24 protein-coding genes, 1 pseudogene and 1 riboswitch are annotated in these 22,132 nt (G+C 64.1%); of the genes and pseudogenes, 12 read left to right on the top strand and 13 right to left on the bottom strand.

Translation table 11 applies throughout. From position 1 onward, the window contains the following. The 4 genes from TNMX_RS01665 to fni all read left to right on the top strand — a co-directional run. Nucleotides 1-577 (top strand): lysophospholipid acyltransferase family protein (locus TNMX_RS01665; protein WP_038028837.1); only part of this gene is annotated, 577 nt, incomplete at its 5' end. Continuing rightward, complete coding sequence (locus tag TNMX_RS01670; protein ID WP_038028839.1) at nucleotides 562-1,605, top strand: glycosyltransferase family 2 protein; 1,044 nt, start codon at nucleotides 562-564, stop codon at nucleotides 1,603-1,605. The genes TNMX_RS01665 and TNMX_RS01670, both read left to right, overlap by 16 nt. A 45-nt stretch (nucleotides 1,606-1,650) precedes the next feature. Beyond that, nucleotides 1,651-3,219: a phytoene desaturase family protein gene (gene crtI, locus TNMX_RS01675; protein WP_038028841.1), complete on the top strand. Its 1,569-nt coding sequence runs from the start codon at nucleotides 1,651-1,653 to the stop codon at nucleotides 3,217-3,219. Next, nucleotides 3,216-4,217, top strand: a complete 1,002-nt coding sequence (fni, locus tag TNMX_RS01680) for a type 2 isopentenyl-diphosphate Delta-isomerase (protein WP_038028842.1) — start codon at nucleotides 3,216-3,218, stop codon at nucleotides 4,215-4,217. The genes crtI and fni overlap by 4 nt, the downstream gene beginning before the upstream one ends. On the opposite strand, the gene TNMX_RS01685 is transcribed toward fni, so the two are convergent. Further along, complete coding sequence (locus TNMX_RS01685) at nucleotides 4,207-5,148, bottom strand: DUF523 and DUF1722 domain-containing protein (protein WP_038028844.1); 942 nt, start codon at nucleotides 5,146-5,148, stop codon at nucleotides 4,207-4,209. The two genes, fni and TNMX_RS01685, sit on opposite strands and share 11 nt — an antisense overlap. Nucleotides 5,149-5,226: 78 nt before the next feature. Here TNMX_RS01685 and TNMX_RS01690 point away from each other — a divergent pair. Both TNMX_RS01690 and mntR read left to right on the top strand, forming a co-directional pair. Further along, nucleotides 5,227-5,562 (top strand): annotated as a pseudogene (locus tag TNMX_RS01690) (DUF72 domain-containing protein); the annotation flags it as partial. Between the two features lie 30 nt (nucleotides 5,563-5,592). Continuing rightward, nucleotides 5,593-6,264, top strand: coding sequence for a manganese-dependent transcriptional regulator MntR (mntR, locus tag TNMX_RS01695; protein WP_015717358.1), 672 nt, complete (start codon nucleotides 5,593-5,595; stop codon nucleotides 6,262-6,264). On the opposite strand, the gene TNMX_RS01700 is transcribed toward mntR, so the two are convergent. The 6 genes from TNMX_RS01700 to TNMX_RS01725 form a co-directional block, all read right to left on the bottom strand. Then, nucleotides 6,246-7,412 (bottom strand): serine hydrolase, encoded by a 1,167-nt coding sequence (locus TNMX_RS01700; protein ID WP_038028845.1) that lies wholly within the window; start codon nucleotides 7,410-7,412, stop codon nucleotides 6,246-6,248. The two genes, mntR and TNMX_RS01700, sit on opposite strands and share 19 nt — an antisense overlap. Nucleotides 7,413-7,444: 32 nt before the next feature. Then, complete coding sequence (locus tag TNMX_RS01705) at nucleotides 7,445-8,182, bottom strand: SDR family oxidoreductase (protein WP_038028847.1); 738 nt, start codon at nucleotides 8,180-8,182, stop codon at nucleotides 7,445-7,447. A gap of 84 nt (nucleotides 8,183-8,266) precedes the next feature. Further along, on the bottom strand, nucleotides 8,267-8,581 hold the full coding sequence (locus TNMX_RS01710) for a hypothetical protein (protein WP_015717361.1): 315 nt from the start codon (nucleotides 8,579-8,581) through the stop codon (nucleotides 8,267-8,269). After that, the gene (locus TNMX_RS01715; RefSeq protein ID WP_038028850.1) at nucleotides 8,562-9,314 is read right to left on the bottom strand and encodes an ABC transporter ATP-binding protein; all 753 of its coding nucleotides are present in this window, start codon (nucleotides 9,312-9,314) and stop codon (nucleotides 8,562-8,564) included. Before TNMX_RS01715 ends, TNMX_RS01710 begins: the two co-directional genes overlap by 20 nt. Then, the gene (locus tag TNMX_RS01720; RefSeq protein WP_038028851.1) at nucleotides 9,301-10,329 is read right to left on the bottom strand and encodes an iron ABC transporter permease; all 1,029 of its coding nucleotides are present in this window, start codon (nucleotides 10,327-10,329) and stop codon (nucleotides 9,301-9,303) included. Before TNMX_RS01720 ends, TNMX_RS01715 begins: the two co-directional genes overlap by 14 nt. A 3-nt stretch (nucleotides 10,330-10,332) precedes the next feature. Beyond that, nucleotides 10,333-11,187, bottom strand: a complete 855-nt coding sequence (locus tag TNMX_RS01725; protein ID WP_038028853.1) for an ABC transporter substrate-binding protein — start codon at nucleotides 11,185-11,187, stop codon at nucleotides 10,333-10,335. 131 nt (nucleotides 11,188-11,318) lie between these two features. Next, nucleotides 11,319-11,479: riboswitch (cobalamin riboswitch) on the bottom strand. A 131-nt stretch (nucleotides 11,480-11,610) separates the two neighbouring features. Between TNMX_RS01725 and TNMX_RS01730 the strand changes: the two genes are divergently transcribed. The 5 genes from TNMX_RS01730 to TNMX_RS01750 are packed head-to-tail and all read left to right on the top strand — an operon-like array spanning nucleotide 11,611 to nucleotide 16,882. Then, entirely contained in the window at nucleotides 11,611-12,804 is a 1,194-nt protein-coding gene (locus tag TNMX_RS01730; RefSeq protein ID WP_038028855.1) for an ROK family transcriptional regulator, read from the top strand. Continuing rightward, a complete protein-coding gene (locus TNMX_RS01735) occupies nucleotides 12,761-13,996 on the top strand; it encodes an ABC transporter substrate-binding protein (protein WP_038028858.1) in 1,236 nt (411 codons plus the stop codon). Before TNMX_RS01730 ends, TNMX_RS01735 begins: the two co-directional genes overlap by 44 nt. A gap of 52 nt (nucleotides 13,997-14,048) precedes the next feature. After that, nucleotides 14,049-15,158, top strand: a complete 1,110-nt coding sequence (locus tag TNMX_RS01740; RefSeq protein WP_026329056.1) for a carbohydrate ABC transporter permease — start codon at nucleotides 14,049-14,051, stop codon at nucleotides 15,156-15,158. Then, entirely contained in the window at nucleotides 15,158-15,964 is an 807-nt protein-coding gene (locus tag TNMX_RS01745; protein ID WP_019551145.1) for a carbohydrate ABC transporter permease, read from the top strand. Before TNMX_RS01740 ends, TNMX_RS01745 begins: the two co-directional genes overlap by 1 nt. Nucleotides 15,965-15,973: 9 nt before the next feature. Beyond that, nucleotides 15,974-16,882: an NADPH:quinone oxidoreductase family protein gene (locus TNMX_RS01750; RefSeq protein WP_019551146.1), complete on the top strand. Its 909-nt coding sequence runs from the start codon at nucleotides 15,974-15,976 to the stop codon at nucleotides 16,880-16,882. Here the strand turns inward: TNMX_RS01750 and TNMX_RS01755 are convergent. Then, entirely contained in the window at nucleotides 16,879-17,727 is an 849-nt protein-coding gene (locus tag TNMX_RS01755; RefSeq protein ID WP_015717371.1) for an ornithine cyclodeaminase, read from the bottom strand. The two genes, TNMX_RS01750 and TNMX_RS01755, sit on opposite strands and share 4 nt — an antisense overlap. A gap of 9 nt (nucleotides 17,728-17,736) precedes the next feature. On the opposite strand from TNMX_RS01755, the gene TNMX_RS01760 reads away from it, so the two are divergent. Continuing rightward, entirely contained in the window at nucleotides 17,737-18,639 is a 903-nt protein-coding gene (locus TNMX_RS01760; protein ID WP_156919391.1) for an AEC family transporter, read from the top strand. On the opposite strand, the gene TNMX_RS01765 is transcribed toward TNMX_RS01760, so the two are convergent. From TNMX_RS01765 to TNMX_RS01785, 5 genes are read right to left on the bottom strand one after another with little or no spacing between them, the layout of a single operon-like run. After that, entirely contained in the window at nucleotides 18,589-18,996 is a 408-nt protein-coding gene (locus TNMX_RS01765) for a hypothetical protein (protein ID WP_019551455.1), read from the bottom strand. The two genes, TNMX_RS01760 and TNMX_RS01765, sit on opposite strands and share 51 nt — an antisense overlap. Further along, nucleotides 18,993-19,679, bottom strand: coding sequence for a 16S rRNA (uracil(1498)-N(3))-methyltransferase (locus TNMX_RS01770; RefSeq protein WP_019551454.1), 687 nt, complete (start codon nucleotides 19,677-19,679; stop codon nucleotides 18,993-18,995). Before TNMX_RS01770 ends, TNMX_RS01765 begins: the two co-directional genes overlap by 4 nt. 3 nt (nucleotides 19,680-19,682) lie before the next feature. Continuing rightward, nucleotides 19,683-20,447 carry a 50S ribosomal protein L11 methyltransferase gene (locus TNMX_RS01775; protein ID WP_038028864.1) on the bottom strand — a complete coding sequence of 255 codons (765 nt, stop codon included), beginning with the start codon at nucleotides 20,445-20,447 and terminating at the stop codon, nucleotides 19,683-19,685. Nucleotides 20,448-20,451: 4 nt separating this feature from the next. Beyond that, complete coding sequence (locus TNMX_RS01780; RefSeq protein WP_038028866.1) at nucleotides 20,452-21,048, bottom strand: metalloregulator ArsR/SmtB family transcription factor; 597 nt, start codon at nucleotides 21,046-21,048, stop codon at nucleotides 20,452-20,454. Nucleotide 21,049: 1 nt separating this feature from the next. Then, on the bottom strand, nucleotides 21,050-22,102 hold the full coding sequence (locus tag TNMX_RS01785; protein ID WP_038028945.1) for an Mrp/NBP35 family ATP-binding protein: 1,053 nt from the start codon (nucleotides 22,100-22,102) through the stop codon (nucleotides 21,050-21,052). Nucleotides 22,103-22,132: the final 30 nt, after the last annotated feature.

The following is a 22,132-nucleotide window of genomic DNA, read 5'->3' on the forward strand; positions in this document are numbered from 1 at the left end:
AGGAGAGCTCCCCCCTTATCCCTTAGTTTTGGTGATGAACCACCATAGTTTCTACGACGGCCACCTGGTGTGGTTTTTGGGGCAGCTCGCTGGAAAACCCACAAGCCTTCTGATAGCAGAGGAAAACCTAAGATCATTCCCCATCCTCAGCCTGGTAGGGGCCTTGGAGGCAAACCGGCTCCGGGAAGCCCTCAGGCGTCTCAACCGGGGAGAGTGGGTGGCGGTCTTCCCAGAAGGAAGGATGGGCTATCCTGGCCCCTTGGGCCCCTTACGCCCAGGAGCCCTGTGGTTAGCAAAGAAAGCCGGAACACCCCTCCTTCCCGTGGCCACACGGGTGGTCTTGCGGGGCTTTGAGCAGCCCGAGGCCTTTATCCTGATGGGCAAGCCCCTCCCTCCCGAGGTGAGCCTAGAGGAAAGGCTGGGTGAACTTCTCACTCAGCTGGACCAGATCCTGAGGAACACCCATCCCCGTCAGATTCCCGAGGGGTTCCGGGAGGTTCTAAGGGGAAGGCGAAGCCTAGAGGAAAGGGTCCAACCCTGGGTGGAGGCTTTGAAGCGGCTATGGACCTCCCTCTAACCTTTGACTTCTTCTTCGGTGTCCTCCTCTTCCTTCTACTCCGCTGGCTCGCCCTCCTCTACAACCTCCTTTCCTTTCCCCGCCTCAAGCCCCTACCCACCCCCCAAGGCGCCTCCGTCTCCCTCCTGGTCCCAGCGAGAAACGAGGCGGAAAACCTCCGGCAAAACCTACCCCGCCTCCTAAGGCAGGGGGCTCTCGAGGTTTTAGTCCTGGACGATCTCTCAGAGGACGAAACCGCCCGGGTGGCTGAGGAAGTGGGGGGGAAAAACCATCCCTCCTTCCGCTTGATCCCTGGAAAACCCCTCCCCAAAAACTGGAAGGGAAAGAACTGGGCCTGCTGGCAACTGGCTAAGGAAGCCAAGGGGGAGATCCTGGTCTTCACCGACGCAGATGTGGCCTGGGAGGACGGTGCCTTAGGGGGAATCCTCGCCGGCTTAAGGAAGTGGCCTTTCCTCTCAGCCTTGCCGAGGCAGGAAGTGGCAAACCCGCTTACCGCAGCTGTGGTTCCTTTCGTGATGGGAGGTCTTTTCTCCTTCCTCCCCCATCCCTATCTGCAGCGCCTCCGGGTGGCCAACGGCCAGGTACTAGCCATCCGCCGAGACCTGTATTTCGCCCTGGGAGGGCATGAGGCAGTAAAGGGTGAGATTCTGGAAGACGTAGCCTTGGCCCGGAAAGCCCCAACCTACCGTCTGGTCTTGGGAACAGCCTTGTTCCGAGCACGGATGTACCCAACCTACCGGGAGGCCGTGGAGGGGTTTGGCAAGAACTTCCTGGATATCCACCTTAAAAACCCTGCCATCCTCTTGGGTTCGGCCTTCTACCATTTGGCCCTCTACACCCTCCCCTGGCTCTTCGGACGGTTAGACCTGGGGCTTCTGGGCTTAGGGGAAAGGCTTTTGGTTCAGGTGGCTTTGGGAGAGGCCTGGTGGCCCTCCCTCTTTACCCCTTTGGCCCCGGTTTTGCTCTTGCCCATCTACCTTCGGGCCCTCCTGCCAGGCAAAAAGTGGAAAGGCAGGCCCACAATGTAGGCTAAAACCCAGGCTCTCCCAGAAAGGGAGGGTTAAACTCCTGCCATGCGCGCACTGGTAATCGGTAGCGGCCTGGGGGGGCTTTCCGTCGCCATCCGCCTAGCGGCCTTGGGCCTTGAGGTGTTGGTCTTGGAGAAGCTGGATGGACCTGGGGGCCGGGCCCGGGTACTGCGAAAGAACGGGTTCACCTTTGACATGGGGCCCACGGTGATCACTGTGCCCATTTTTTTGGAAGACCTCTTCGCCACCCAACCGGGGGATCCCAGGCTCTACCCTGATTTTCCTGAAGGAGAGAACCTTACCCATACCTCCCGGTACTTGAAGCTGGTCCCTTTGGACCCCTTTTACCGCATCCATTTTCCCGACGGCAGCTATTTTGACTACAATAATAACCGAGAATACCTTCTCGCCGAGATCCGCCGCCTAGCCCCGGAAGACCTGGAAGGCTATCTGCGCTTTGAACGAGATGCCAAGGCCATCTTCCAGAGAGGCTTTTTAGAGTTGGGTTTCACCCACTTCGGAAGCCTCCTTGACCTACTCAAGGTCGCCCCCGATCTCCTGCGAATGGGTGCGGTCTTTCCTCTTCTCTCTTTTGTAAAGAGGTATTTCAAAAATCCTAAGATGCAGCGGATCTTCTCCTTTGAAAGCCTGCTCATAGGGGGAAATCCTCTCTCCGTGCCCGCCCTCTATGTCATGATCCACTTTGTGGAGCGGAACTGGGGGGTGCACTTCGCCATGGGGGGCACAGGGGCCTTGGTGCAGGGCCTGGTGCGTAAACTGGAGGAACTAGGGGGGAGGATCCGTTATAACGCTCCCGTACGCCGCATCCTCACACACAACCGAAGGGTAAAGGGGGTGGTCTTGGAGGATGGGGAAAAGATCCCAGCCGACGTGGTGGTCTCCAACGCCGACTACATCCACACTTATGGCGAGTTGCTCTCCCCCGAGGACCGGCGTTGGCACTCGGACCTTCGGCTCAAGCGCACCCGCCTTTCCATGAGCCTCTTCGTGGGCTATTTTGGCTTCCGGGCCCAGGGGGACGAGGGGAGGAACCTACGCCATCACAACGTGCTCTTTTCCGAACGCTACGAGGGTCTGCTCCAGGACATTTTCCAACGGAAAACTCTACCCGAGGACTTCGCTCACTATCTGCATCTCCCCACCCTCACCGACCCCAGCCTAGCCCCAGAAGGCCACCACGCCGCTTACACCCTGGTGCCCGTGCCTCATAACGGAAGCGGCCTAGACTGGCAGACTCTGGGGCCACGCTACATGGAAAAGGCTCTACGGTACCTGGATGAAGCCGGCTATCTTCCCGGACTCATGGAGCGCCTGGTTTGCACCCATTTCATCACTCCAGACTACTTCCAATGGACTCTAAATAGCCACCTAGGAAACGGCTTCGGCCCTGAACCCATCCTATGGCAGACGGCCAGTTTCCGCCCCCACAACCGCTCTGAGGACGTAAAGGGGCTCTACTTGGTGGGGCAAAGCTACCAGCCAGGAGCAGGGCTTCCTAGCGTAATGATGTCCGCCAAGATAACGGCCCGGCTCATCGCCCACGACCTAGGGTTGGAAAAAGCCCCCAAGGCCTTATTGGAGGTGACCTCTTGAACGCGATAGAGAGGAAGCGGAAGCACCTCGAGGCCTGCTTGGAAGGCCAGGTGGCCTACCAACGGGTTAGTACGGGCCTGGAAGGCTACCGCCTGCGCTACCAGGCCCTCGCAGGCCTGAGCCTTTCTCAAGTGGACCTCAGCACCCCCTTTCTGGGCAAAACCCTCAAAGCGCCCTTTCTCATAGGAGCCATGACCGGAGGGGAAGCCCTGGGCCAGAGAATCAACCATGCCCTGGCAGAGGCTGCCGAGAGTCTAGGAATAGGGATGATGCTAGGCTCAGGCCGGCTGGTTCTGGAACGCCCAGAAACGCTTAAGAGTTTTAAAGTGCGCCAGGTAGCCCCCAAAATCCTTCTGATTGCTAACCTGGGCTTGGTTCAGCTAACGCGGTATCGCCGAGATGCCCTGATCCGGCTAGTGGAGCTTTTGGAAGCGGATGCCCTGGCCCTCCACATCAACCCACTCCAGGAAGCGGTGCAAAAGGGGGATACGGACTTCTTTGGTCTGCTTAGGATCCTGGAGACGCTTCTCCCCCTGCCTTTTCCGGTGATGGTAAAGGAGGTGGGCCATGGCTTGGGCCGCGAAGCGGCCCTGGCGTTAAAGGACCTACCCTTGGCAGCCATAGATGTGGCCGGAGCCGGAGGGACCAGTTGGGCCCGGGTAGAGGAGTGGGTTCGCTATGGAGAGGTGCGCCACCCCGAGCTTTGCGAGATAGGCATTCCCACCGCCCAAGCCATCCAGGAAGTACGGGAAGTCCTGCCCCACATTCCCCTCGTGGCCTCCGGCGGGGTGTATATCGGGACGGACGCCGTGAAGGCCCTGGCCCTAGGAGCCAACCTCGTGTCGGCGGCAAGGCCCCTCCTAAAGCCAGCCCTCGAGGGGCCGGAAGCTGTCCAGAATTACCTGAAAGACTATCTTTCGGAGATGCGCATCGCCCTGTTCGCCATAGGGGCCAAGAACCCCCAAGAAGCCCAAGGGCGGATAGAACCTAAAACGTAAGGTCCATAAGGCCCCGGGGATAGGGCTCAAAAAGGGCTTGAGCTTCCAAATAGCCTGCCCCAAACCGCAAGGCCCAGGAACGAAGGAGGGCCAAAGGGGCCTCGAGGGGCACCCTTTGTTCCCGAAAGTCCACTAGAAGGTCCTGGAAATGGGCCTTCTCCTTGGGAGAAAGGGCCTTTTTGAAGTACCCAAAGGCATGAAGGAGGGCATCGGCCATGGCCGGGAGACGGAAAGGAAGCTGCGTAACCCGCAAAAACCCCTCCTCATAGGCCTGGCGCACCTCTAAGAAAGGCCTCCCTCTGGCCCCTGCCAAAAGCCTTCCCAAGGCCTTGGTTCCCGCTTGCTGGTGAGCGTGGAGAAGGAGTTTATACCGAGCGTGAAAAGCCATGAGGCTAGGGAGATCCTCGAGGCGCCGGATCCGTGCCAGGGCGAAGATACGCATGAGGAAGTGGCTTCGAATGCGAGCATGGGTAAGACGGCCCTCGTCCTCCTTGGGTACAAGAGGGAAGGCCGCCTCTACCGCACAGGCGAAAAGCCCGGGGCCCCTCGCTACCACCCCGCCCTGATCGGGGTGGGCATGGACCTTCGCATCCTTAAGGGCACAGGAGGGGGAACGGTTTTTCAGGATAAAGCCCGCCACTTGGCCTAAGGAGGCAAGAAACTCCTGGCTGAAAGCCGCCATCCGTTCCGTTAAGTCCTCCCCCGTCAGGGGTTGGACCATCCGCACCCTCCCGTCATCCCGCACCAGCCGCACCGGGGGCCTAGGCACCCCAAGACCGATTTCCACCTCCGGACAGATGGGAACAAAGTCCACATAATCCCGTAAAGTGGCCACGAAGCGGTCGGGTATAAGTTGCCCTGAGTAGCGCACCGCAGCAAAACCTAAGCAAGCGCTCACCACTAACTTAGGCCGAGGCCAAAAGGCTTCCATTTTTTCATTTTCCTGCGGTATCCCTTAGGTAAACGTAGCCCAACGCAAAAAGGAGGCCCCCGCCCCCTTTAGGAGGGCGGGGATATCCACGTGAGCGTGGATGCCCCACTCCATCCCGAGGCCCCACCCCGGGTCCTGGAACCCACCCACCCCGTGGCGGTGCTCCGATGCCACGGAAGAAACGCAGAGTCCTGGAAAGGCCCGCACCAGAAGCCCTACGAGCGCTTCAACTGGCGTTACTCGGAAGAGGAGCTTCAGGACCTGGCCCAGGCTACCCTGACCCTTGCGGAGAAGGCCGAGACGGTTTTCGTCATCTTCAACAACAACTACGGCACCCAGGGCGTGGAGGCAGCCCTGGGGCTTAAAGGCCTCCTGGGCCTAGGGCCTCCCCCCTGGGCCAAGAAGCTTCTTTAACCCCTAGGGTTTCATGCTACCTTGAGGGGGATGGCGCGCCCTCCCCTGTCCGAGGCCCAGGAGGACTACCTTAAGCAGCTTTTCCTCCTGGAGGCGGAGCGGCAAGGCCCGGTGCCCACCCAGGCGCTTGCCGAGCGCTTGGGGGTTAAACCCCCCTCGGTGACGGAGATGCTCAAGAAGCTCACCGCCTTGGGCCTGGTGGAGCATGCCCCCTACCAGGGGGCCCGGCTCACCGAGGCCGGGCGGCGGATCGCCCTGGAGGTCCTAAGGCACCACCGGCTCCTCGAGGCCTACCTGCACCAGGCCCTCGGCTACGGTTGGGAAGAGGTCCACCAGGAGGCGGAACGGCTAGAGCACGTGATCAGCGAGGCCTTTGAGGAAAGGATCGCCGAGTTGTTAGGCCACCCTCCCTTTGACCCCCACGGGGACCCCATCCCCACCAAGGACCTGGCCCTGCCGGAAGCCCCAGCCCTCCCCCTCTCCCAGGCCCCCTTGGGGAAGGCCCGGGTGGTGCGGGCCCTGGCCCAGGACCGGGGCACCCTCAACCTCCTGGCCAAGCTGGGCCTGGTTCCTGGAAAGGTCCTTAGGGTGGTGGAGAAAGGTGACGGGGTGGGCATCGAAATGGCAGGGGAGGTATTGCGCCTTCCCGAGGAGCTGGCCCAGGCCATTGGGGTAGAGGCCCTTCAGGAAAGGGCCCCGTAAACCAGGGTGCGGAAGGCCAGGCCAAGCCGCTGCCCAAGCCGGGAGTGAAGAGCCTTTTCCGGCTCCAGCACGGAAAGGAGATTGGGGGCCTGGGTGAAAAGCAAGGCGCTCAGTTCCAGGGGGGGATCCACCAGGAAATACGTGCCGGCAAACCCCCACCAGTAGAAGTCGCCGGGGCTTCCCGGAGCCAGACCCCCATGGCCCAAACGCACCGCCACCCCCAGGCCAAAGCCGTAACCCGGACCTGGGGTGTACTCCAAGCCCCGCCGCAACCCGGCTTCGTAAAGGGGACCCAGGTGGTCGTGGGTCATGAGGCGGCACAGGCTCGGGTGCAACACACCCCGGCCCGTGCGCAGGGCCTCCAGGAACCGCAGGTAGTCCCAGGCCGTGCTCACCCCGCCCAGGCCCCCCGCATACCGGGGGGGCTCCGCCTCCACGGGGATCAGGCGGATGGACCTGCCCGTTTCCGGGTCCTGGGGGAAGGGCCTTGCCAAACGGGTGGGATCCCTGGCCAGAAAGCCCGAGTTCCGCATCCCCAAGGGGGCGAACACCCGTTCCTCCAAGAGCTCCGCCAGGCTTCTCCCCGAAAGCACCTCCAAAAGATGTCCAAGCACATCGGTGGAAAGCCCGTACTCAAAGGCCTCTCCCGGCTGAAAGCGCAGGGGCAAAGCGGTCAGGCGCCCAAGAAATTCCTCCCGGGAAAGGTCAAACCGGTCCACCCCCGCCTCCAGGTAGAGCCGTTTCACCGGGGAGCGGAAGAAGACCCCATAGGTAAAGCCCGCCGTGTGGCGCAGGAGGTCGTAGACGGTGAGGGGCCGCCTAAGGGCCTCGAGGGCCACCTCCTCCCCCACTTCCCGCCCCACCTTGACCCCGGCGAACCCCGGCAGGTACTTTTCCACAGGGTCCAGAAGGGAAAGGCTGCCCTCCTCCACGAAGGTGAGGGCTAGGGCGGAAACCCAGGGCTTGGTCATGGAGTAGATGCGGAAAAGAGCGTCTTCCCGCATGGGAAGAGCCCTTTCCGGATCCAGATACCCTCCCACTCCCTGGTAGACCACCTCTCCCCCCCGGGCCACCAGGGCCACATACCCGGGAAGAAGCCCCTCAGCCACCTGCCTCTTCAAAAAACCATCCAGCCGGGAAAAATCCATGGTTCCCCCTTGGGGACCTAGCCTCCCTACCCTCAGGCGGGAGCAGCCCCCACCGTTCTACCCCCATCCACGAAGAGGACCTGGCCGGTGATGAAACTGGATTCATCCGAAACCAGGAAAAGGGCGGCGTAGGCCACCTCTATGGGCTGGCCGGCCCGGCCCAAGGGTGTGGCGGCGATGGCCTTCTCCCGCACCTTCTCCGGCACCTTAGCCGTCATCCGGGTCTCGATGAACCCGGGGGCCAGGGCGTTCACCCGGATCCCGTACCGCCCCAGCTCCAGGGCCAGGGTGCGGGTAAGCCCCACCACCCCCGCCTTGGAAGCCGCATAGTTGGCCTGCCCCAGGTTACCCAGGTACACCCGGGAACTGGTGAGCACAATGGAACCAGGGTTCCGCTCCCGCATGGCCTCGGAGGCCGCTTTGGCCACCAGGAAGCTTCCCGTAAGGTTCACCCTCAACACCGCCTCCCAGTCCTCCAGGGGCATGTTCCAGTGGAAGTTGTCCCGGGTGATGCCGGCATAGTGCACCACCCCGTCCAGGCGGCCCATGGCCTGAAGGGCCTCCTGGAATCCCCTCTCCACGGAAAGCGGGTCGGCCACGTTCATGGGAAGGGCCAAGGCCCCCGTGGCCGCCGCCGCCTCCCTTAGGGGCTCCTCCTCCAGATCGCAGGCCACCAGCCTGGCCCCCTCCCGGGCAAACAGCTCCAGGGTAGCCCGGCCGATCCCGTGGGCCGCTCCCGTGATCAGCACCACCTTGTCCTTTAGCCGCATCCGCCACCTCCTGTGTCTGGCGACCGAACGGTCGGTAAGTTCACCCTACCCCGTGGCGGGGTTTCCGTCAAGGGCTTCTTGGCCTCACCCCAGCCGCCAGGCGTAGTAAGGGGTTTCCACAAAGGCCGGAGGTCCTCCCAGATACACCCTGAGCCCCGGAAGGATCAGGGTCTCCCCCTCCCACTCAAAGGCCAAGGGGTCCACCGGCAAAGGGTAGTGGAGAACCCCTTCCCGGGGCAGGCCAAGCCGCAGGCGCTCGGGCAGGGAAAGCTTACCCACCAGGAGGTAACGGGCCCTCTTGGGTCCGGATTCCGTGTAAAAGGCCACCTCCTCCCCAAGGTCCAGGAGGAAAGCCCGGCCCCGGATGTAGAGCCTGGCCCTATCCGTCCAGGTAGACATGGGGCCTCCCCATGAGGTGGGCCACCCGCACCCCTGGGCCGTAGAGGTTTTGCAGAAGGGCTTCCGTGAGCACCGCCTCCGGCTCTCCTTCCGCCAAAAGCCGTCCTCCTTTCAACACCGCCACCCGTCCGGCCAAAGCCGCCTGGTTGGGGTCGTGAAGGACGGAAAGAATCCCCATCCCCTTGGCAACCAGGTTTTGGAAGAGGGCCAGAAGCCCACCCTGGTATTCCAGGTCCAGGAAGGTGGTGGGTTCGTCCAGAAGGAGGTAGCGGGGCCTCGCCGCCAGGGCCCGGGCCAGAAGAACCCGCTGGCGCTCCCCGCCGGAAAGGCTACCCAGGTACCGGCCCCGGAAACGGGAAGCCCCCGTAACCTCCAAAGCCCACTCCACCGCTTCCACATCCTCCCGCCCCTCGCGCCCCCAAAGGCCCAGGTGGGGAAGCCTTCCTAAGCGCACCACCTCCTCCACCAAGAGCCCCTCCGGGTAGGGGCCTCCCTGGGGCAGGTAGGCGAGGAGCCGGCCCCGGGCATAGCTTCCATAACCCCGAAGGGGCTTCCCCTCCAGAAAGACCCCCCCTGCCCTGGGCCGGAGGAGCCCCGCCATAACCCTCAGAAGGGTGCTCTTCCCCGATCCATTGGGGCCCAAAAGGGTCACCCACTCCCCCGGCCTTACGGCCAGGTCCACCCCTAAGAGGGCATAGGGCCCCACGATCCCCTTGGCCTCAAGCCCTTCCACGCCGCCTCCACATCAGGTACAGGAAGAATGGCCCCCCAAGAAGAGTGGTCACCACCCCCACGGGAAGCTCCGCCGGCCGGGTAAGGGTGCGGGCCAGGAGGTCCGCCAGCGTTAGGAGAACCGCCCCGCCTAGGGCAGAAGCAGGCAGAAGCAACCGGTAATCCTCGCCCAAGAGGCGCCGGAGGAGATGGGGGGTAATCAGGCCCACGAAGCCGATGATCCCCGCCTGGGCCACGGCAGCAGCCACCAACAGGCTTGCGGCAAGGAGGAGGAGGAGTTTCAGGCCCTCGAGGGGTAGCCCCATACTCCGGGCCACCTCCTCCCCCAGCTGGAGGGCGTTCAACACCCGCCCTAAAAGCAAGAGCGGGGGAAGGGCCAGAAGGAAAAAAAGGACCATGGCCTTCACCGAAGGCCAGCCCATGAAGGCCAGGTTGCCCAGGGTGTAGGCGAAGACCGCCCGCACCCGGTCGGCGTCCTGCATCATCAGGTAGGTGGTGGCCCCGGTCAGAACGCTCCCCACCACCACCCCTGCCAGAACCAGCTCCCCCGTCCGGGCCGCCCCCCCTGCCAGAACCAGGGTGAGGAAGCTGGCGGAGAGGGCCCCGAGGAACCCGAAGAGGGTAGCGGAAAGGGGCAGGCTTTGGAAGATGGCGTGCTGGGCAAAGGCGGGGGCCAGGCCCCCCAGCAAGCTGGCCAGAAGGGCCACGGCGAAGGCCGCTCCCGCCGCCGAGCCCATGAGATAGGGGTCGGCCAGGGGATTGCGGAAAAGCCCCTGGAAGCTGGCCCCCGCCATCCCCAAGGCCGCCCCCACCAGCATCCCCCCCAGGACCCTGGGGAGCCGCATCTCCGTGACGATGGGATTCTCCTTTAGGCCCAAAAGGGCCTGGAGCACCTCGCCCGGCGGCAGGCTCACCGCCCCCATGGCTACCCCCAACACCAGGGCCAGGAGGAGCAGGAGGAGGAGCCAGAAAAAGACCAGGCTCCGCCTAAGGGCCAGGGGGAGGGCCCGGGTCATGGCCTAACGCCCATGGAAGCAATCCACCAGAAGCCTAAGCCCTTGGGCCACCCGGGGGCCTGGGCGGGAGAGGAGGCTATCCTGACCCTCGGTAAACACGCAGATGCGCCCTATCTGCACCGCCTTCACCCGGCTCCAGCCAGGCCTGGCCCGGATGGTTTCCAGGGCACCCGGGTAGGTGGCCACGATCACCTCGGGGTTCTTCTCCACCACGAACTCGGGGGCGATCTTGGGGAAAAGACCCAGCTCCTTGGGGATGATGTTCACCCCCCGGGCCTTTTGGATCAGGACCCCGATGAAGCTCTCCGGACCCACGGTGTAGGGAGTGGGGTCGATCTCATAGTAAACCCGGGGCCGGGTCGTGGCCTTGGCCGCACGGGACTCCTCCTGGTACACCTCCCGCTGAATCTGGGCCACCAGGCGCTCCGCCTGGGCCTCGAGGCCAAGAAGCCTCCCCAGGGTGCGGGTGGTGCGGAAGATGTCCTCGTAGGTCTCGGTGCGCACCGCATACACCGTTAGGCCCGCCCGCTCCAGGGTTTCGTACAAACGCCCGTACTTGGAAACCAGAACCAGATCCGGCTTCAGAGAAACGATGAACTCGGGGTTGGGATTGTAAAGCCCCCCCGCCTTGGGCAGGGCCTTCACCCTCTCGGGCCAGTCGGAGTAGTCGTCGGTGGCCACGATGCGGTCGCAAGCCCCTAGGGCGCAGACCGTTTCCGTCACCGAGGGCAACATGGTGACGATCCGTTTGGGCGGTGCCTTGACCGTGACCGTGCGCCCTAGGTCGTCGGTGAGGGTAAGGGGAAAAGCAAAGGCCAGCGCCAGAAGAACCGAAAGAACCGAAAGAACTCTCCTCATGCCTACCTCCCTAAGGCCGCTAGGGCCAGGCCCGGGGGAGGTAGGGAAAACCCCTGCCGGAAAGCGGCAGGGGCGCAAATGGCTTTGCAAACCCCCATCGCTCCCCCATCCGCGTGAGGTGCCCGCCTCGGGGTCTGGCGGGCGGCCCTGGCAGGTATTCGGGCTTCCGGCCTGCGAAGCTTAAGCCCAAAGCGTGGCCGGTTACCGTTGCGGGACAGCGCCGGACTTGCACCGGACTTCCCCACTTTAAGCCTGGACTACGCGCCCAGGCACCAGGGCAACGGACCTGGCTTTGAGGCCCTAGCGGGCCTTAAGGCCAGGCTAAGCCTAATGGGGCAAAAAGGCAAGGGCTTGACACATTCGGGGACGGGTGATTTACTTAGTCCCGAGAACGAACTAAAGGGCAAAGGGAAAGGAACTGGGATGCGCAAAGGGGACACGCGGGAAATCCGCAGGCTCAACCGCCGGGCTATTCTGGCCCACCTGAGGCGGGGCCCCCTTACCCGGGCGGACCTTTCCCGGCTTACCGGTTTGGCTAAAAGCGCGGTAAGCCGCCTGGTGGATGAGCTTTTACAGGAGGGCCTTCTGGAGGAAGGGGCCTTTACCTCTCCCCCCGTGGGCCGGCCCGGCACCCTCTTGCACCTACGCCCTGGCGCCCGCTTTGCCCTAGGCGCGGAACTGGGGGTGGAGGAAACCGTCCTTCTGGCCCTGAACTGGCGGGGAGAGGTTCTATGGGCCAAGGAATGGAGCCACCCCCGGGAGGCCGGTCCCAGGGAACGTCTGGAACGGCTTCTGCAGGAGATTCTTCCCCATGTACCGGGGCCCTTGGGCCTGGGGTTCACCCTGCCTGGGGTGGTGGTGGAGGACCGGCTCCTCCTGGTCCCCAACCTGGGCTGGAAAAACCTGGACCTCCGGCCCCTGCTTTCCCACTTTCCCCTGCCCACGGCCTTGGAAAACGATGCCAAGGCCTCGGCCCTGTCCGAGGTCTTCTTTCACGGCGAGGCTAACCTCGCCTACCTGGTGCTCAGCACGGGCTTGGGAATCGGGGTGGTATCGGATAGCCGGATCCTGCGGGGAGCGGGTGGGGCCGCTGGGGAGCTGGGCCACTGGCTCGGCCAGGGGCACAAGCCCTGCGCCTGCGGCCGGGTGGGGTGCCTGGAAACCGAACTGGGCCTCGGTGCCCTCTTGGAGCATTACCGGTCCCTGGGCGGAAAGGCGGGGGCCCTCGAGGCCCTGCTCCAGCAGGCCAAGCAGGGGGAGGCTTTGGCCCTCGAGGCCATCCATCATCTGGGCGAGGCCTTGGGGCGGTTCCTCGCCAACCTGGCGGTGGCCTACGACCCGGCCCGGGTGGTCATAGGGGGCAAGGCGGCCGAGTTCTTCCCCTACCTGGAGCAATCCTTGCGCCAGTCCTTGGCGGCCCATGCCTTCCTGGAAGCCCATCGTTCCTTGCCCGTGCAACCTTCCCTTTATGGTCACCTGGCCCCGGCGGTGGGTGGGGCTAGCCTCTTTTTGGTGAGGTTTTTCGAGCTGGGCGGCCTGTGGGCAGAAAGCCCACGTCGCAATGGAGGTAGGTATGAGGAAGTGGCTTTTGGCGATCGGCGTGGCCTTGGGGCTTAGCGCCCTGGCCCAGACGGGCAAGCTGGAGATCTTCTCCTGGTGGGCGGGAGACGAAGGCCCGGCCCTCGAGGCCCTCATCCGGCTTTATAAGCAAAAGTATCCCGGTGTGGAGGTCATCAACGCCACGGTTACCGGCGGGGCAGGGGTGAACGCCAAGGCGGTCCTGAAGACCCGCATGCTGGGCGGTGACCCGCCCGATACCTTCCAGGTGCACGCCGGGCAGGAACTCATCGGCACCTGGGTGGTGGCCGACCGCATGGAGGACCTCACCAGCCTCTTCCGGCAGGAGGGTTGGCTCCAAGCCTTCCCCAAGGGCCTCATCGACCTCCTCTCCTACAAGGGAGGCATCTGGAGCGTGCCCGTCAACATCCACCGCTCCAACGTCATGTGGTACATCCCCGCCAAGCTGAAGGAATGGGGGGTGACCCCGCCCAAGACCTGGGCGGAGTTCCTCGCCACCTGCCAGACCTTGAAGCGGAAGGGCCTTGAAGCACCCTTGGCCCTGGGCGAGAACTGGACCCAGCAGCACCTTTGGGAAAGCGTGGCCCTGGCCACCCTGGGAGCCGACGGCTGGAATAACCTCTGGAGCGGCAAGCTAAAGTTCACCGACCCCAAGGCGGTGGCCGTATGGGAAACCTTTGGCAAGGTGCTGGATTGCGCCAACAAGGACGCCGCGGGGCTTTCCTGGCAACAGGCGGTGGACCGGGTAGTCCAGGGCAAGGCCGCTTTCAACATCATGGGCGACTGGGCCGCCGGCTACATGAGCACCACGCTGAAGCTGAAGCCCGGTGTGGACTTCGCCTGGGCCCCCTCCCCCGGCACCCAAGGGGTCTTCATGATGCTCTCCGACTCCTTTGGCCTGCCCAAGGGAGCCAAGAACCGGCAAAACGCCATCAACTGGCTCAAGTTGGTGGGCTCCAAGGAGGGCCAGGACACCTTTAACCCCCTGAAGGGCTCCATCTCCGCCCGGCTGGACTCCGACCCCGCCAAGTACAACGCCTACGGCCAGGCGGCGATGAAGGACTGGAAGTCCAACCGCATCGTGGGCTCTTTGGTCCACGGGGCCGTGGCTCCGGAAAGCTTCATGAGCCAGTTCGGCACCGTGATGGAGATCTTCCTGCAGACCAAGAGCCCCCAGGCGGCCGCCAACGCCGCCCAGGCCATCGCCAACCAGGTGGGCTTGGGCCGCTAAGCTTCCTCGGCCCGTGGGGGCAAAAGCCCCCACGGGCTTTTCCGGAGAGAGCATGCGCGACCGGATCGTAGCCTTCCTGGTCCTCCTCCCCTCCTTGGTGGCCGTGGGCATCTTCGTCTACGGATTCATCGGGCAAAACCTCTGGGTTTCCCTCACCGACTGGGGAAAGAACCCAGCCCAGGCCCTGGCCCTGAGGCCAGAGCTCCACTTCGTGGGCCTGGAAAACTACCGTGAACTCTTCACCGGCTTCGTGGACGTGCGTTTCCGCCAAAGCGTGGTCAACCTCATCTTCTTCACCCTCTTTTTCATGGGGGGAAGCCTGGGCCTAGGCCTCCTCCTGGCCATGGCCCTGGACCGCGGGCCCAAGGGAGAAGGCCTTTTCCGCACCGTCTTCCTCTTTCCCATGGCCCTCTCCTTCGTGGTCACCGGCACCATCTGGCGCTGGCTCTTGCAGCCCCAAGGTGGGATCAACGTCCTGCCCACCCTCTTTGGCCTACCCCCCTTCCACTTCCCCTGGCTCACCACCAGGCAGCAGACCTGGGTCTTTGACTGGAACCAACTGCCCTTTTACACCGCCTTGGCGGTGGGCCTAACCCTCTTGTACGTGGCTTGGAAAGCCCACCAGGAAGGGGAAAGGAAGCGGCTTTTCTGGAGCCTGTTGTCCAGCGGGGTCCTCCTGGTTTGGGCCTTCACCCTGGGCAGGACCACCCACCTTCTCCCCTACCCCGAGCCCCACGGCTTCAGCCTAGCCCTGGTGGGGGTGATTCTGGCGGCGGTCTGGCAGATGTCCGGCTACACCATGGCCCTTTATCTGGCGGGTCTAAGGGGAATCCCCGTGGAGGTGCTGGAAGCGGCCAAGGTGGACGGGGCCAGCGAGTGGCAGACCTACCGGCACGTCATCCTTCCCCTCCTCGCCCCCATCACCCTTTCCGCCATGATCGTCCTGGGGCACATCGCCCTGAAGATCTTTGACCTCATCTTCGCCATGGCCGGGTTGGATTACGCCCCCACCGATGTACCCGCCATCTACATGTACCTCCTCGCCTTCCGCGGCAACCAGTTCGCCAAGGGGGCGGCCATCGGCATACTCCTCTTGCTCTTGGTGGCCTTGGTGGTCATCCCCTACCTGGTAAGCCAGCTTCGGAAGGAGGTCAGGCGCTGATGGGCCGGTTCTTCCTGTACGCCTTCTTACTCCTCGCCACCCTCTTCTTCCTTCTCCCCGTCTATCTGGTGATCCTCACCGCCCTGAAGGAACCCGCCAAGATTACCCTGGACACGGTCTGGCGCTGGCCGGACCCCGTGTACTGGGAAAGCTTCAAAATCGCCTGGGATGCCTTCCGGCCCAAGTTCCAAAACAGCGTGGTCCTGGCCCTTTCCGCCACGGCGCTGTCCGCCCTGGTGGGAGCCCTCAACGGCTACGTCCTGGCCAAGTGGCCCTTTAGGGGTTCTAACCTCCTGTTTGCCCTCATGCTCTTCGGGATGTTCATCCCCTACCAGAGCATCCTCATCCCCCTTTTCCAGTTCGTAAAGGCCATAGGCCTTTACGGCACCCTATGGGGCCTCATCCTGGTCCACGTGGTCTACGGCATCCCCATCGTCACCCTTATCTTCAAGAACTACTACAGTGAAATCCCCGATGAGCTGGTGGAGGCTGCCCGCATAGACGGGGCAGGCTTCTTCGGCATCTTCCGCCACGTAATCCTGCCCCTTTCTGCCCCCGCCTTCGTGGTGGTGGCCATCTGGCAGTTCACCCAGATCTGGAACGAGTTCCTCTTCGCCGTGACCCTGACCCGGCCGGAAAGCCAGCCCATCACCGTGGCCCTGGCGCAACTGGCAGGCGGTGAGGCAGTGAAGTGGAACCTGCCCATGGCCGGGGCCATTCTGGCCGCTTTACCCACCCTTCTGGTCTACATCTTCCTGGGCCGGTACTTCCTTCGGGGGCTCCTGGCTGGCTCGGTAAAGGGGTAGACTCCTGCCATGCGCGCCTGGGTGCAAGAACGCCTTCAAGGCCCCATGACCTTTAAGGAGATCCCCGACCCCACGCCGGGCCCGGGAGAGGTAGTGCTGGAAGTGGAGGCGGTGGGCCTGAACTTCGCCGACCACCTCATGCGGCTTGGCGGATACCTCACCCGGATTCATCCGCCCTTCGTGCCGGGCATGGAGGTGGTGGGCCGGGTGGAGGGGCGGCGCTTTGCCGCCTTGGTAGGGCATGGGGCCCTGGCGGAGAAGGTAGCCGTGCCCAGGGAAGCCCTTCTACCCGTGCCCGAGGGGCTCTCCCCGGAGGAGGCCGCCGCCTACCCGGTTTCCTTCCTCACCGCCTACCTGGCCCTGAGGCAGGCGGGGGCCAAGCCCGGGGAAAAGGTCCTGGTGCAGGCAGCGGCGGGAGCTTTGGGAACAGCTTCGGTGCAGGTGGCAAAGGCCATGGGCCTAAAGGTGCTGGCCTCCGCCTCGAGGCCCGAGAAGCTGGATCTTCCCCAGGCCCTGGGGGCTGAGGCCGTCGCCACCTATGCGGAGCTCCCCGAAAAGGCCAAGGCATTCGGCGGGGTGGATATCCTTCTGGAGGTGCGGGGTAACCAGCTGGAGGAAAGCCTTTCCCTTCTGAACCCAGGGGGAAGGCTGGTCTATATTGGGGCCGCCGAGGGAGAGGTGGCGCCCCTGAATCCCTTGCGCCTCATGCGGAGGAACCTCACGGTAATGGGCTTTTGGCTTGCTCCCCTCCTCAGGGAAAAAGCCCTGGTGCAGGAGGCCTTGCGGTTTCTCCTGCCCCGTTTGGGCAGGGAGCTCAAGCCCGTGGTGGGAAGGGTTTTCCCCTTCCCCGAGGCTGAAGCCGCCTTCCAAGCCCTCCTGGACCGGGGCCATGTGGGCAAGATCGTCGTCCGCCTTTAGTCCAAGCCCAGGAGGTGCCGCACCGCCGCCAGGTCAAAAAGGGCGTGGCCCACGCTCTTGAAAAGCACGGGGTCCCCTTCCGACCGCTTGCCCAAAAGGGCTTCCCTTAAGGTCACCACCGGCTTGGAAAGACCCTGAAGCTCCCCGGCCTCCACCAGGGCATCCTCCGTGTCGCAATAAACCGCCGCCCGCTCCACCAAGGCCCTTGGCACCTCGCGCATCGCCGGGCGGAAGCTCCCCACGGCGGCGATGAAGGTGCCCTCCGGCACCCTCTCGGGTAGGACGGGGGTGGAGCTCGATGTGGCCGTGACGATGAAGGCCACCTCCTCAGGCACCTCAGGGGCCACCCACTCCTCCGCCTCGAGGCCCATACCCCTGGCCTTGGCCAAAAGGGCCTCGGTCCGCTCCCTGCTCCTTCCCCGGATCCACACCCGGCGCAGGGCAAATCCCTCGGCGAAGGCCTCGAGGTGGGCTTCCCCCTGAACCCCAGGCCCCACCAGGAGCAGGGCCCCCTCTTGCCTGGGAGCAAGAAGCCGGGCCGCGAGAAGGGAAAGGGCAGCGGTGCGCCTTTTCGTGATCTCTTCCCCCGGCAGGTGAACAACCTCCCCGGTATCCAGCCTCCTGACCCAGACCTCCGCCTGCACCGCAGGCTGGCGGTGGGCCTCGGGCTGTTCCCTTCGGGAAGCCTCCACCGTGACCAGCTTGCAAAGGGCCACCTCTTGGTCTGCGGCGGGCATCACCAAAAACCGCCCTCCCGGGATGGGAAGGACCTGCCTTCTCGGAACCTCCGCCTTCCGGAGAAGCACCCTTTCTATAGCCTTGGAAAGCGCCAGATAGCCTGCCATGCCTTTAGAATGCCTCACATGCAGGCCCTTCTCAACACGGTTCTTCCCGTGGCCCTGGTGATCTTCTCCGGGTATCTGATGGAAAAGCGCATCCCCATGGACCTCACCACCTTAAGCCGCCTTACCCTCTACCTCCTGGTGCCCGCCCTCATCTTCGACGCCATGTACCGGGCGGAGTACTCCCGGGAAGGCCTGGTGGGCCTTGCCTTGGGCTTTACCCTCACCTACCTCCTCCTCTTTCTGGCCATCACCGGGATGGCCAGGCTCCTTGGCCTCTCCCCCGAGGCCGCCAAGTCCCTTCTCGTCTGCAGCCTGTTCCCCAACTCCGGCAACATGGGGCTTTCCCTGGTCTACTTTGCCCTGGGAGAAGAGGGCCTGAGACGGGCCGTAGTGTACTTCATCCTCTCCAGCGTGGTCATGTTCGGCCTGGGACCGGCCTTCATACGGGGAGGCGGCCTCAAGGAAGGGCTCCTTTTCACCCTGCGCCTGCCCCTCTTTTACGCCCTCCTTCTGGGCCTGCTGCTGAAGACCCTGGGGGTAAGCCTTCCCTTCCGCCTGGACGAGGGCCTACGCCTCATGGGCCAGGCGGCCATCCCCGTTCTCCTCCTCACCCTGGGAATGCAGATGAGCCAGACCCGCTTCCAGGTGGGGGCCTTTGAGGGAGTGGCCAGCAGCCTGCGGCTCCTTGTGGCCCCCCTTCTGGCCTACGGGGTGGGGTTCATCCTGGGCCTTCCCCGCCTGGAGCACCAGGTCCTGGTCCTGCAGTCGGCCACCCCAGTGGCGGTGAACGCCTTCCTCCTCACGCGGGAGTTTGGGGGGGAAGCCTTGCGGGTGGCCAGGAGCGTGGTGGTTTCCACCTTCCTAGCCTTCTTGACCATTCCCCTTTTTCTCCTCCTCATCGGGGTCCGGTAGCCTGGGCATCCCCAGGTCCAGCTGGAAAAGAACCCCCTCCACCCAAAGCCCCACCAGGCGGTGGTAGCCCTGGCTCAAGGGAAAGGAAACCCGGTAGGAGCCCACCTCCTCTAGAAAGAGGGTTTTCTCCTGGAGCAAGGCCTCCTCCCGGAACCACTTGAGGTGAAGGTAGCCCGGGGAAGGAAGGCGCTCCACCCTGAGGACCAGGATGGCCTCCTCCGCGCCCTTCTCCAGGCGGGCCACCACAAAAGGCCTTTCCGGGGGCAGGGGCTTGCCCGGGTCCAGGGGGAGGAAGGTGTAGCGGCAGCCCGCAAGGAAGAGGAGGACCACACCCCCAAGCCAGCCGAAGGTCTTCATCTCCCCTCCCCGGCGGTGCACAGGGCGAGGAGGGCGATGGCTGCCGTTTCCGCCCGCAGAATCCTCTGGCCCAGGAAGACCGGGGTAAAGCCCTTTTCCTGCAAAAGCTCCACCTCCTCCTCCGCAAATCCGCCTTCCGGTCCCACGGCCAAGGCCAGGGACTTCCCAAGGTCCAGCACCTCCCGAACCAGGCTTCTTGCTCCCACATGGGCCACCATACCCTGCTCCACCTTCGGAAGGGCGTTCAGGGGAATGGGAGGCAGGACCTCGGGCACCCTTAGCCTTCCCGACTGTTTGGCTGCCTCCACGGCGATGGCCTGAAGCCTTTTCAGCTTCCCCTCCCCCATCTCCTTGGGCACGGAGTGCCGGGTGACGAGGGGCTGGATGCGGGTGGCCCCGAGCTCCGTGGCCGCGCGCACCACCTCGGCGAGCTTGTCCCCCTTTAAAAGAGCGGGGTAGAGGGCCACCTCCACCCCCACCTCCCGCTCCGGGCGCCGTTCCTCCAGGATGCGGTAGCGCACCGGTGGCCCCAGCTCCACCACCTCCGCCAGGGCCTCCCGGTCCACGTCAAAGACGGTGAACCGGTCCCCCACCTTGGCCCGCAGCACCTCCAGGAGGTGCCGGCTTTCCCTTAAGGGAAGCACCCCGGTAAGGCCTGGGCTATGGGCGCGGTGCGGGCGCATGGCTCAGATCCCGTAGGCCAGCAACACCCACTCTCCTTCCCTCTCCTCCTCCAGGAGGGAGAAGCCTTCCCTGGCCATGGCCTCCTTCACCAGGGAGGCCTTTTCCAAAAGGATCCCCGTGAGGAGGAGCCTCCCCCCAGGGGCCAAGGCCTTTGGATAAAGGGGGGCCAGCTCCCGGTGAAGCTCCGCAAACAGGTTGGCCACCAGGAGATCAAAGGGCCCGTGAGGTAGGGCTTCCTCGAGGCTACCCGGGAGGAAGCAGACCCCGGCCCCGTTTCTTCTGGCGTTCTCCTCCGCCTGGGGAAGCACGGTTTCGTCAATATCCACCCCCAAGGCCTTGCCCCCCAGCTTGGCGGCGGCGATGGCCAGGATGCCCGAGCCCGTGCCCAGGTCCAGCACCCTTTCCCCAGGACGCAGGTGGCGGGCCAAGGCGGAAAGGGCCAGGCGGGTGGTCTCGTGGTGCCCGGTGCCGAAGGCCATGCCGGGCTCGATCACCAAAGGAATCCCCTCCCCCTCCCAGGGGTGCCAGGGAGCCAGCACCACGAAGGGCCCAGCCCACACGGGCTTAAGGTCTCGCCGCCAGGCGGAAAGCCAGTCCTCGTCGGGGAGCTCCTCCCATACTCCCCCAAAGGGGAGGTCCAGAGGAGCAGGGAAATAGGCCCACACCTCCCCCTCCCGCTCCTCGAGGCCCCGGGCCCCCCGGTCGAAGAGATCGGGGATCAAGGGGTCCAGTTCCGCCGCCGTGCCCTTTAGGCGGTAAACCCACACCCCGCTATTCTACCCGGTACCGGCAACAGCTTCCCCCCTCCGCCAGCCTCTCCTCCCGCACCAGGGGCAGGCCTAAAAGCTCCTGGTAGGCAAGGAGCTCGCTTTGGCAAAGGGCCTCGTGCTCCCGGGAGAGGGCCAGCTTGGGGCAGCGCTTCTGGCAAAGGTACAGCCTTCCCCCTTCCTCCACCACCTCCGCCTCATAGCCCTGCTCCCTCAGGAACTGGGCCAGGCGGGCGAGCCGTTCCCTGAGGGGAAGGGCCTCCAGGTTCAAGGAAGCAAACAGGCTACGGTTCCTTTCCAAAAGGAGGTGCACCACCCCCTCCCAGCCCAGAACCCTCTCCATCTCCCTAAGCACATCCCCGCAAAGGGCAGCGTAGGGAGCCTCTCTATCCTGGGCCATGTAAAGGCGGTAGGGCCGGCCCCGGCCCAGGCACTTCCTCACCTCCGAGCGCACCAGGCCCCGGGCCTCGAGGTCCTGCAGGTGCTTCAAAACCGCCACCCGGCTCACCCCCAGGGCTTCGGCCAGCTCCTTGGCGGTATAGGGCCTTAGCCTCAGGAGGTCCAAAACCCGTTCCTTGGTGCCTTCCAGAACTAGGGCCATGTCAGGCCAGGGGTAGGGCGATAAAGGCTTGCACGCTCAAGGCAGCCGCCAGCTCCCGGGCCGCCCTTCTGAAGGCCTCCGCCTCCGGGCCTTCCGGGTTCTCCACCAGGATGGGCCTTCCCCTATCCCCACTCTCCCGCAAGGGTAGGGTAAGGGGAATCTCCCCTAGGAAGCGGGTCTTGAGCTTTTCCGCAAGCCGCCGGCCCCCACCTTCCCCAAAGATGGGGGTGGGCTTTCCGCAGTGGGGGCAGAGGAAGTGGCTCATGTTTTCCAGTACCCCCAAAAGGGGCACCTGCACCTTCTTGAACATATCGGCAGCCCTTTCCGCATCGATTAGGGCCACTTCCTGAGGGGTGGTGACGATCACCCCCCCGGAAACCTTGGTGAGCTGGGCCAGGCTAAGCTGCACATCCCCGGTACCTGGGGGTAGGTCCACCACCAGGTAGTCCAGCTCCCCCCAGTTCACCTCCTCCAGAAACTGTTTGATGGTTCCGTGGAGAATGGGCCCCCGCCAGATCATGGCCTGGCCAGGGGGAACGATGTTGGCGATGGAAAGGACCTTGAGGCCAAAGGCCTCGAGGGGAAGGATCTTCCGGTGCTGGTCCACCTTCAGCCTCTCCCCCTCCAGGCCGAACATCTTGGCCTGGCTGGGCCCGTAGAGGTCAGCGTCCAAGAGGCCCACCCGGGCCCCCTCCTGCAAGAGGGCCAGGGCCAGGTTGGCGGCCACGGTGCTCTTGCCCACCCCCCCCTTGCCGGAGCCCACCGCCACCACGTGCTTCACCCCGGGGATGGGGTACTGCTCGGGAGCCTTAACCCCACCGCCGAAACGCACCCGCACCTCCTCCACCCCCAAAGGATGAAGGGCCCGCCGGATGTCCGCTTCTATCTGGCCCTTTAAGGGACAGGCGGGGGTGGTGAGGTTGATCAGGAGGTCCACCCGGCCCCCCTCCAGCCTCACCTCCCCCACCATGCCCAAGGAAACCAGATCCTTGCCCAGCTCGGGGTCCATCACCGTGCGCAGGGCCTCGAGGACCCGCTCTTCCGTAAGCGCCATACCGGGCTCAGGGTATACCCGGATATGGTT

This window comes from Thermus sp. NMX2.A1 (genome assembly GCF_000511705.1).
Classification (GTDB): domain Bacteria; phylum Deinococcota; class Deinococci; order Deinococcales; family Thermaceae; genus Thermus; species Thermus scotoductus.

Bases quoted from the DNA above. Each gene is read 5' to 3' on its own strand.
- TNMX_RS01780 (WP_038028866.1), bottom strand. From the start codon at position 21,048: ATGGCCCTAGTTCTGGAAGGCACCAAGGAACGGGTTTTGGACCTCCTG.
- TNMX_RS01685 (WP_038028844.1), bottom strand. From the start codon at position 5,148: ATGGAAGCCTTTTGGCCTCGGCCTAAGTTAGTGGTGAGCGCTTGCTTA.
- TNMX_RS01755 (WP_015717371.1), bottom strand. From the start codon at position 17,727: ATGGCAGGCTATCTGGCGCTTTCCAAGGCTATAGAAAGGGTGCTTCTC.
- TNMX_RS01700 (WP_038028845.1), bottom strand. From the start codon at position 7,412: ATGGATTTTTCCCGGCTGGATGGTTTTTTGAAGAGGCAGGTGGCTGAG.
- TNMX_RS01735 (WP_038028858.1), top strand. From the start codon at position 12,761: ATGAGGAAGTGGCTTTTGGCGATCGGCGTGGCCTTGGGGCTTAGCGCC.
- TNMX_RS01670 (WP_038028839.1), top strand. From the start codon at position 562: ATGGACCTCCCTCTAACCTTTGACTTCTTCTTCGGTGTCCTCCTCTTC.
- TNMX_RS01785 (WP_038028945.1), bottom strand. From the start codon at position 22,102: ATGGCGCTTACGGAAGAGCGGGTCCTCGAGGCCCTGCGCACGGTGATG.
- TNMX_RS01760 (WP_156919391.1), top strand. From the start codon at position 17,737: ATGCCTCACATGCAGGCCCTTCTCAACACGGTTCTTCCCGTGGCCCTG.
- TNMX_RS01730 (WP_038028855.1), top strand. From the start codon at position 11,611: ATGCGCAAAGGGGACACGCGGGAAATCCGCAGGCTCAACCGCCGGGCT.
- TNMX_RS01720 (WP_038028851.1), bottom strand. From the start codon at position 10,329: ATGACCCGGGCCCTCCCCCTGGCCCTTAGGCGGAGCCTGGTCTTTTTC.
- TNMX_RS01745 (WP_019551145.1), top strand. From the start codon at position 15,158: ATGGGCCGGTTCTTCCTGTACGCCTTCTTACTCCTCGCCACCCTCTTC.
- TNMX_RS01770 (WP_019551454.1), bottom strand. From the start codon at position 19,679: ATGCGCCCGCACCGCGCCCATAGCCCAGGCCTTACCGGGGTGCTTCCC.
- mntR (WP_015717358.1), top strand. From the start codon at position 5,593: ATGGCGCGCCCTCCCCTGTCCGAGGCCCAGGAGGACTACCTTAAGCAG.
- crtI (WP_038028841.1), top strand. From the start codon at position 1,651: ATGCGCGCACTGGTAATCGGTAGCGGCCTGGGGGGGCTTTCCGTCGCC.
- TNMX_RS01750 (WP_019551146.1), top strand. From the start codon at position 15,974: ATGCGCGCCTGGGTGCAAGAACGCCTTCAAGGCCCCATGACCTTTAAG.
- TNMX_RS01765 (WP_019551455.1), bottom strand. From the start codon at position 18,996: ATGAAGACCTTCGGCTGGCTTGGGGGTGTGGTCCTCCTCTTCCTTGCG.
- TNMX_RS01740 (WP_026329056.1), top strand. From the start codon at position 14,049: ATGCGCGACCGGATCGTAGCCTTCCTGGTCCTCCTCCCCTCCTTGGTG.
- TNMX_RS01710 (WP_015717361.1), bottom strand. From the start codon at position 8,581: ATGTCTACCTGGACGGATAGGGCCAGGCTCTACATCCGGGGCCGGGCT.
- TNMX_RS01705 (WP_038028847.1), bottom strand. From the start codon at position 8,182: ATGCGGCTAAAGGACAAGGTGGTGCTGATCACGGGAGCGGCCCACGGG.
- TNMX_RS01725 (WP_038028853.1), bottom strand. From the start codon at position 11,187: ATGAGGAGAGTTCTTTCGGTTCTTTCGGTTCTTCTGGCGCTGGCCTTT.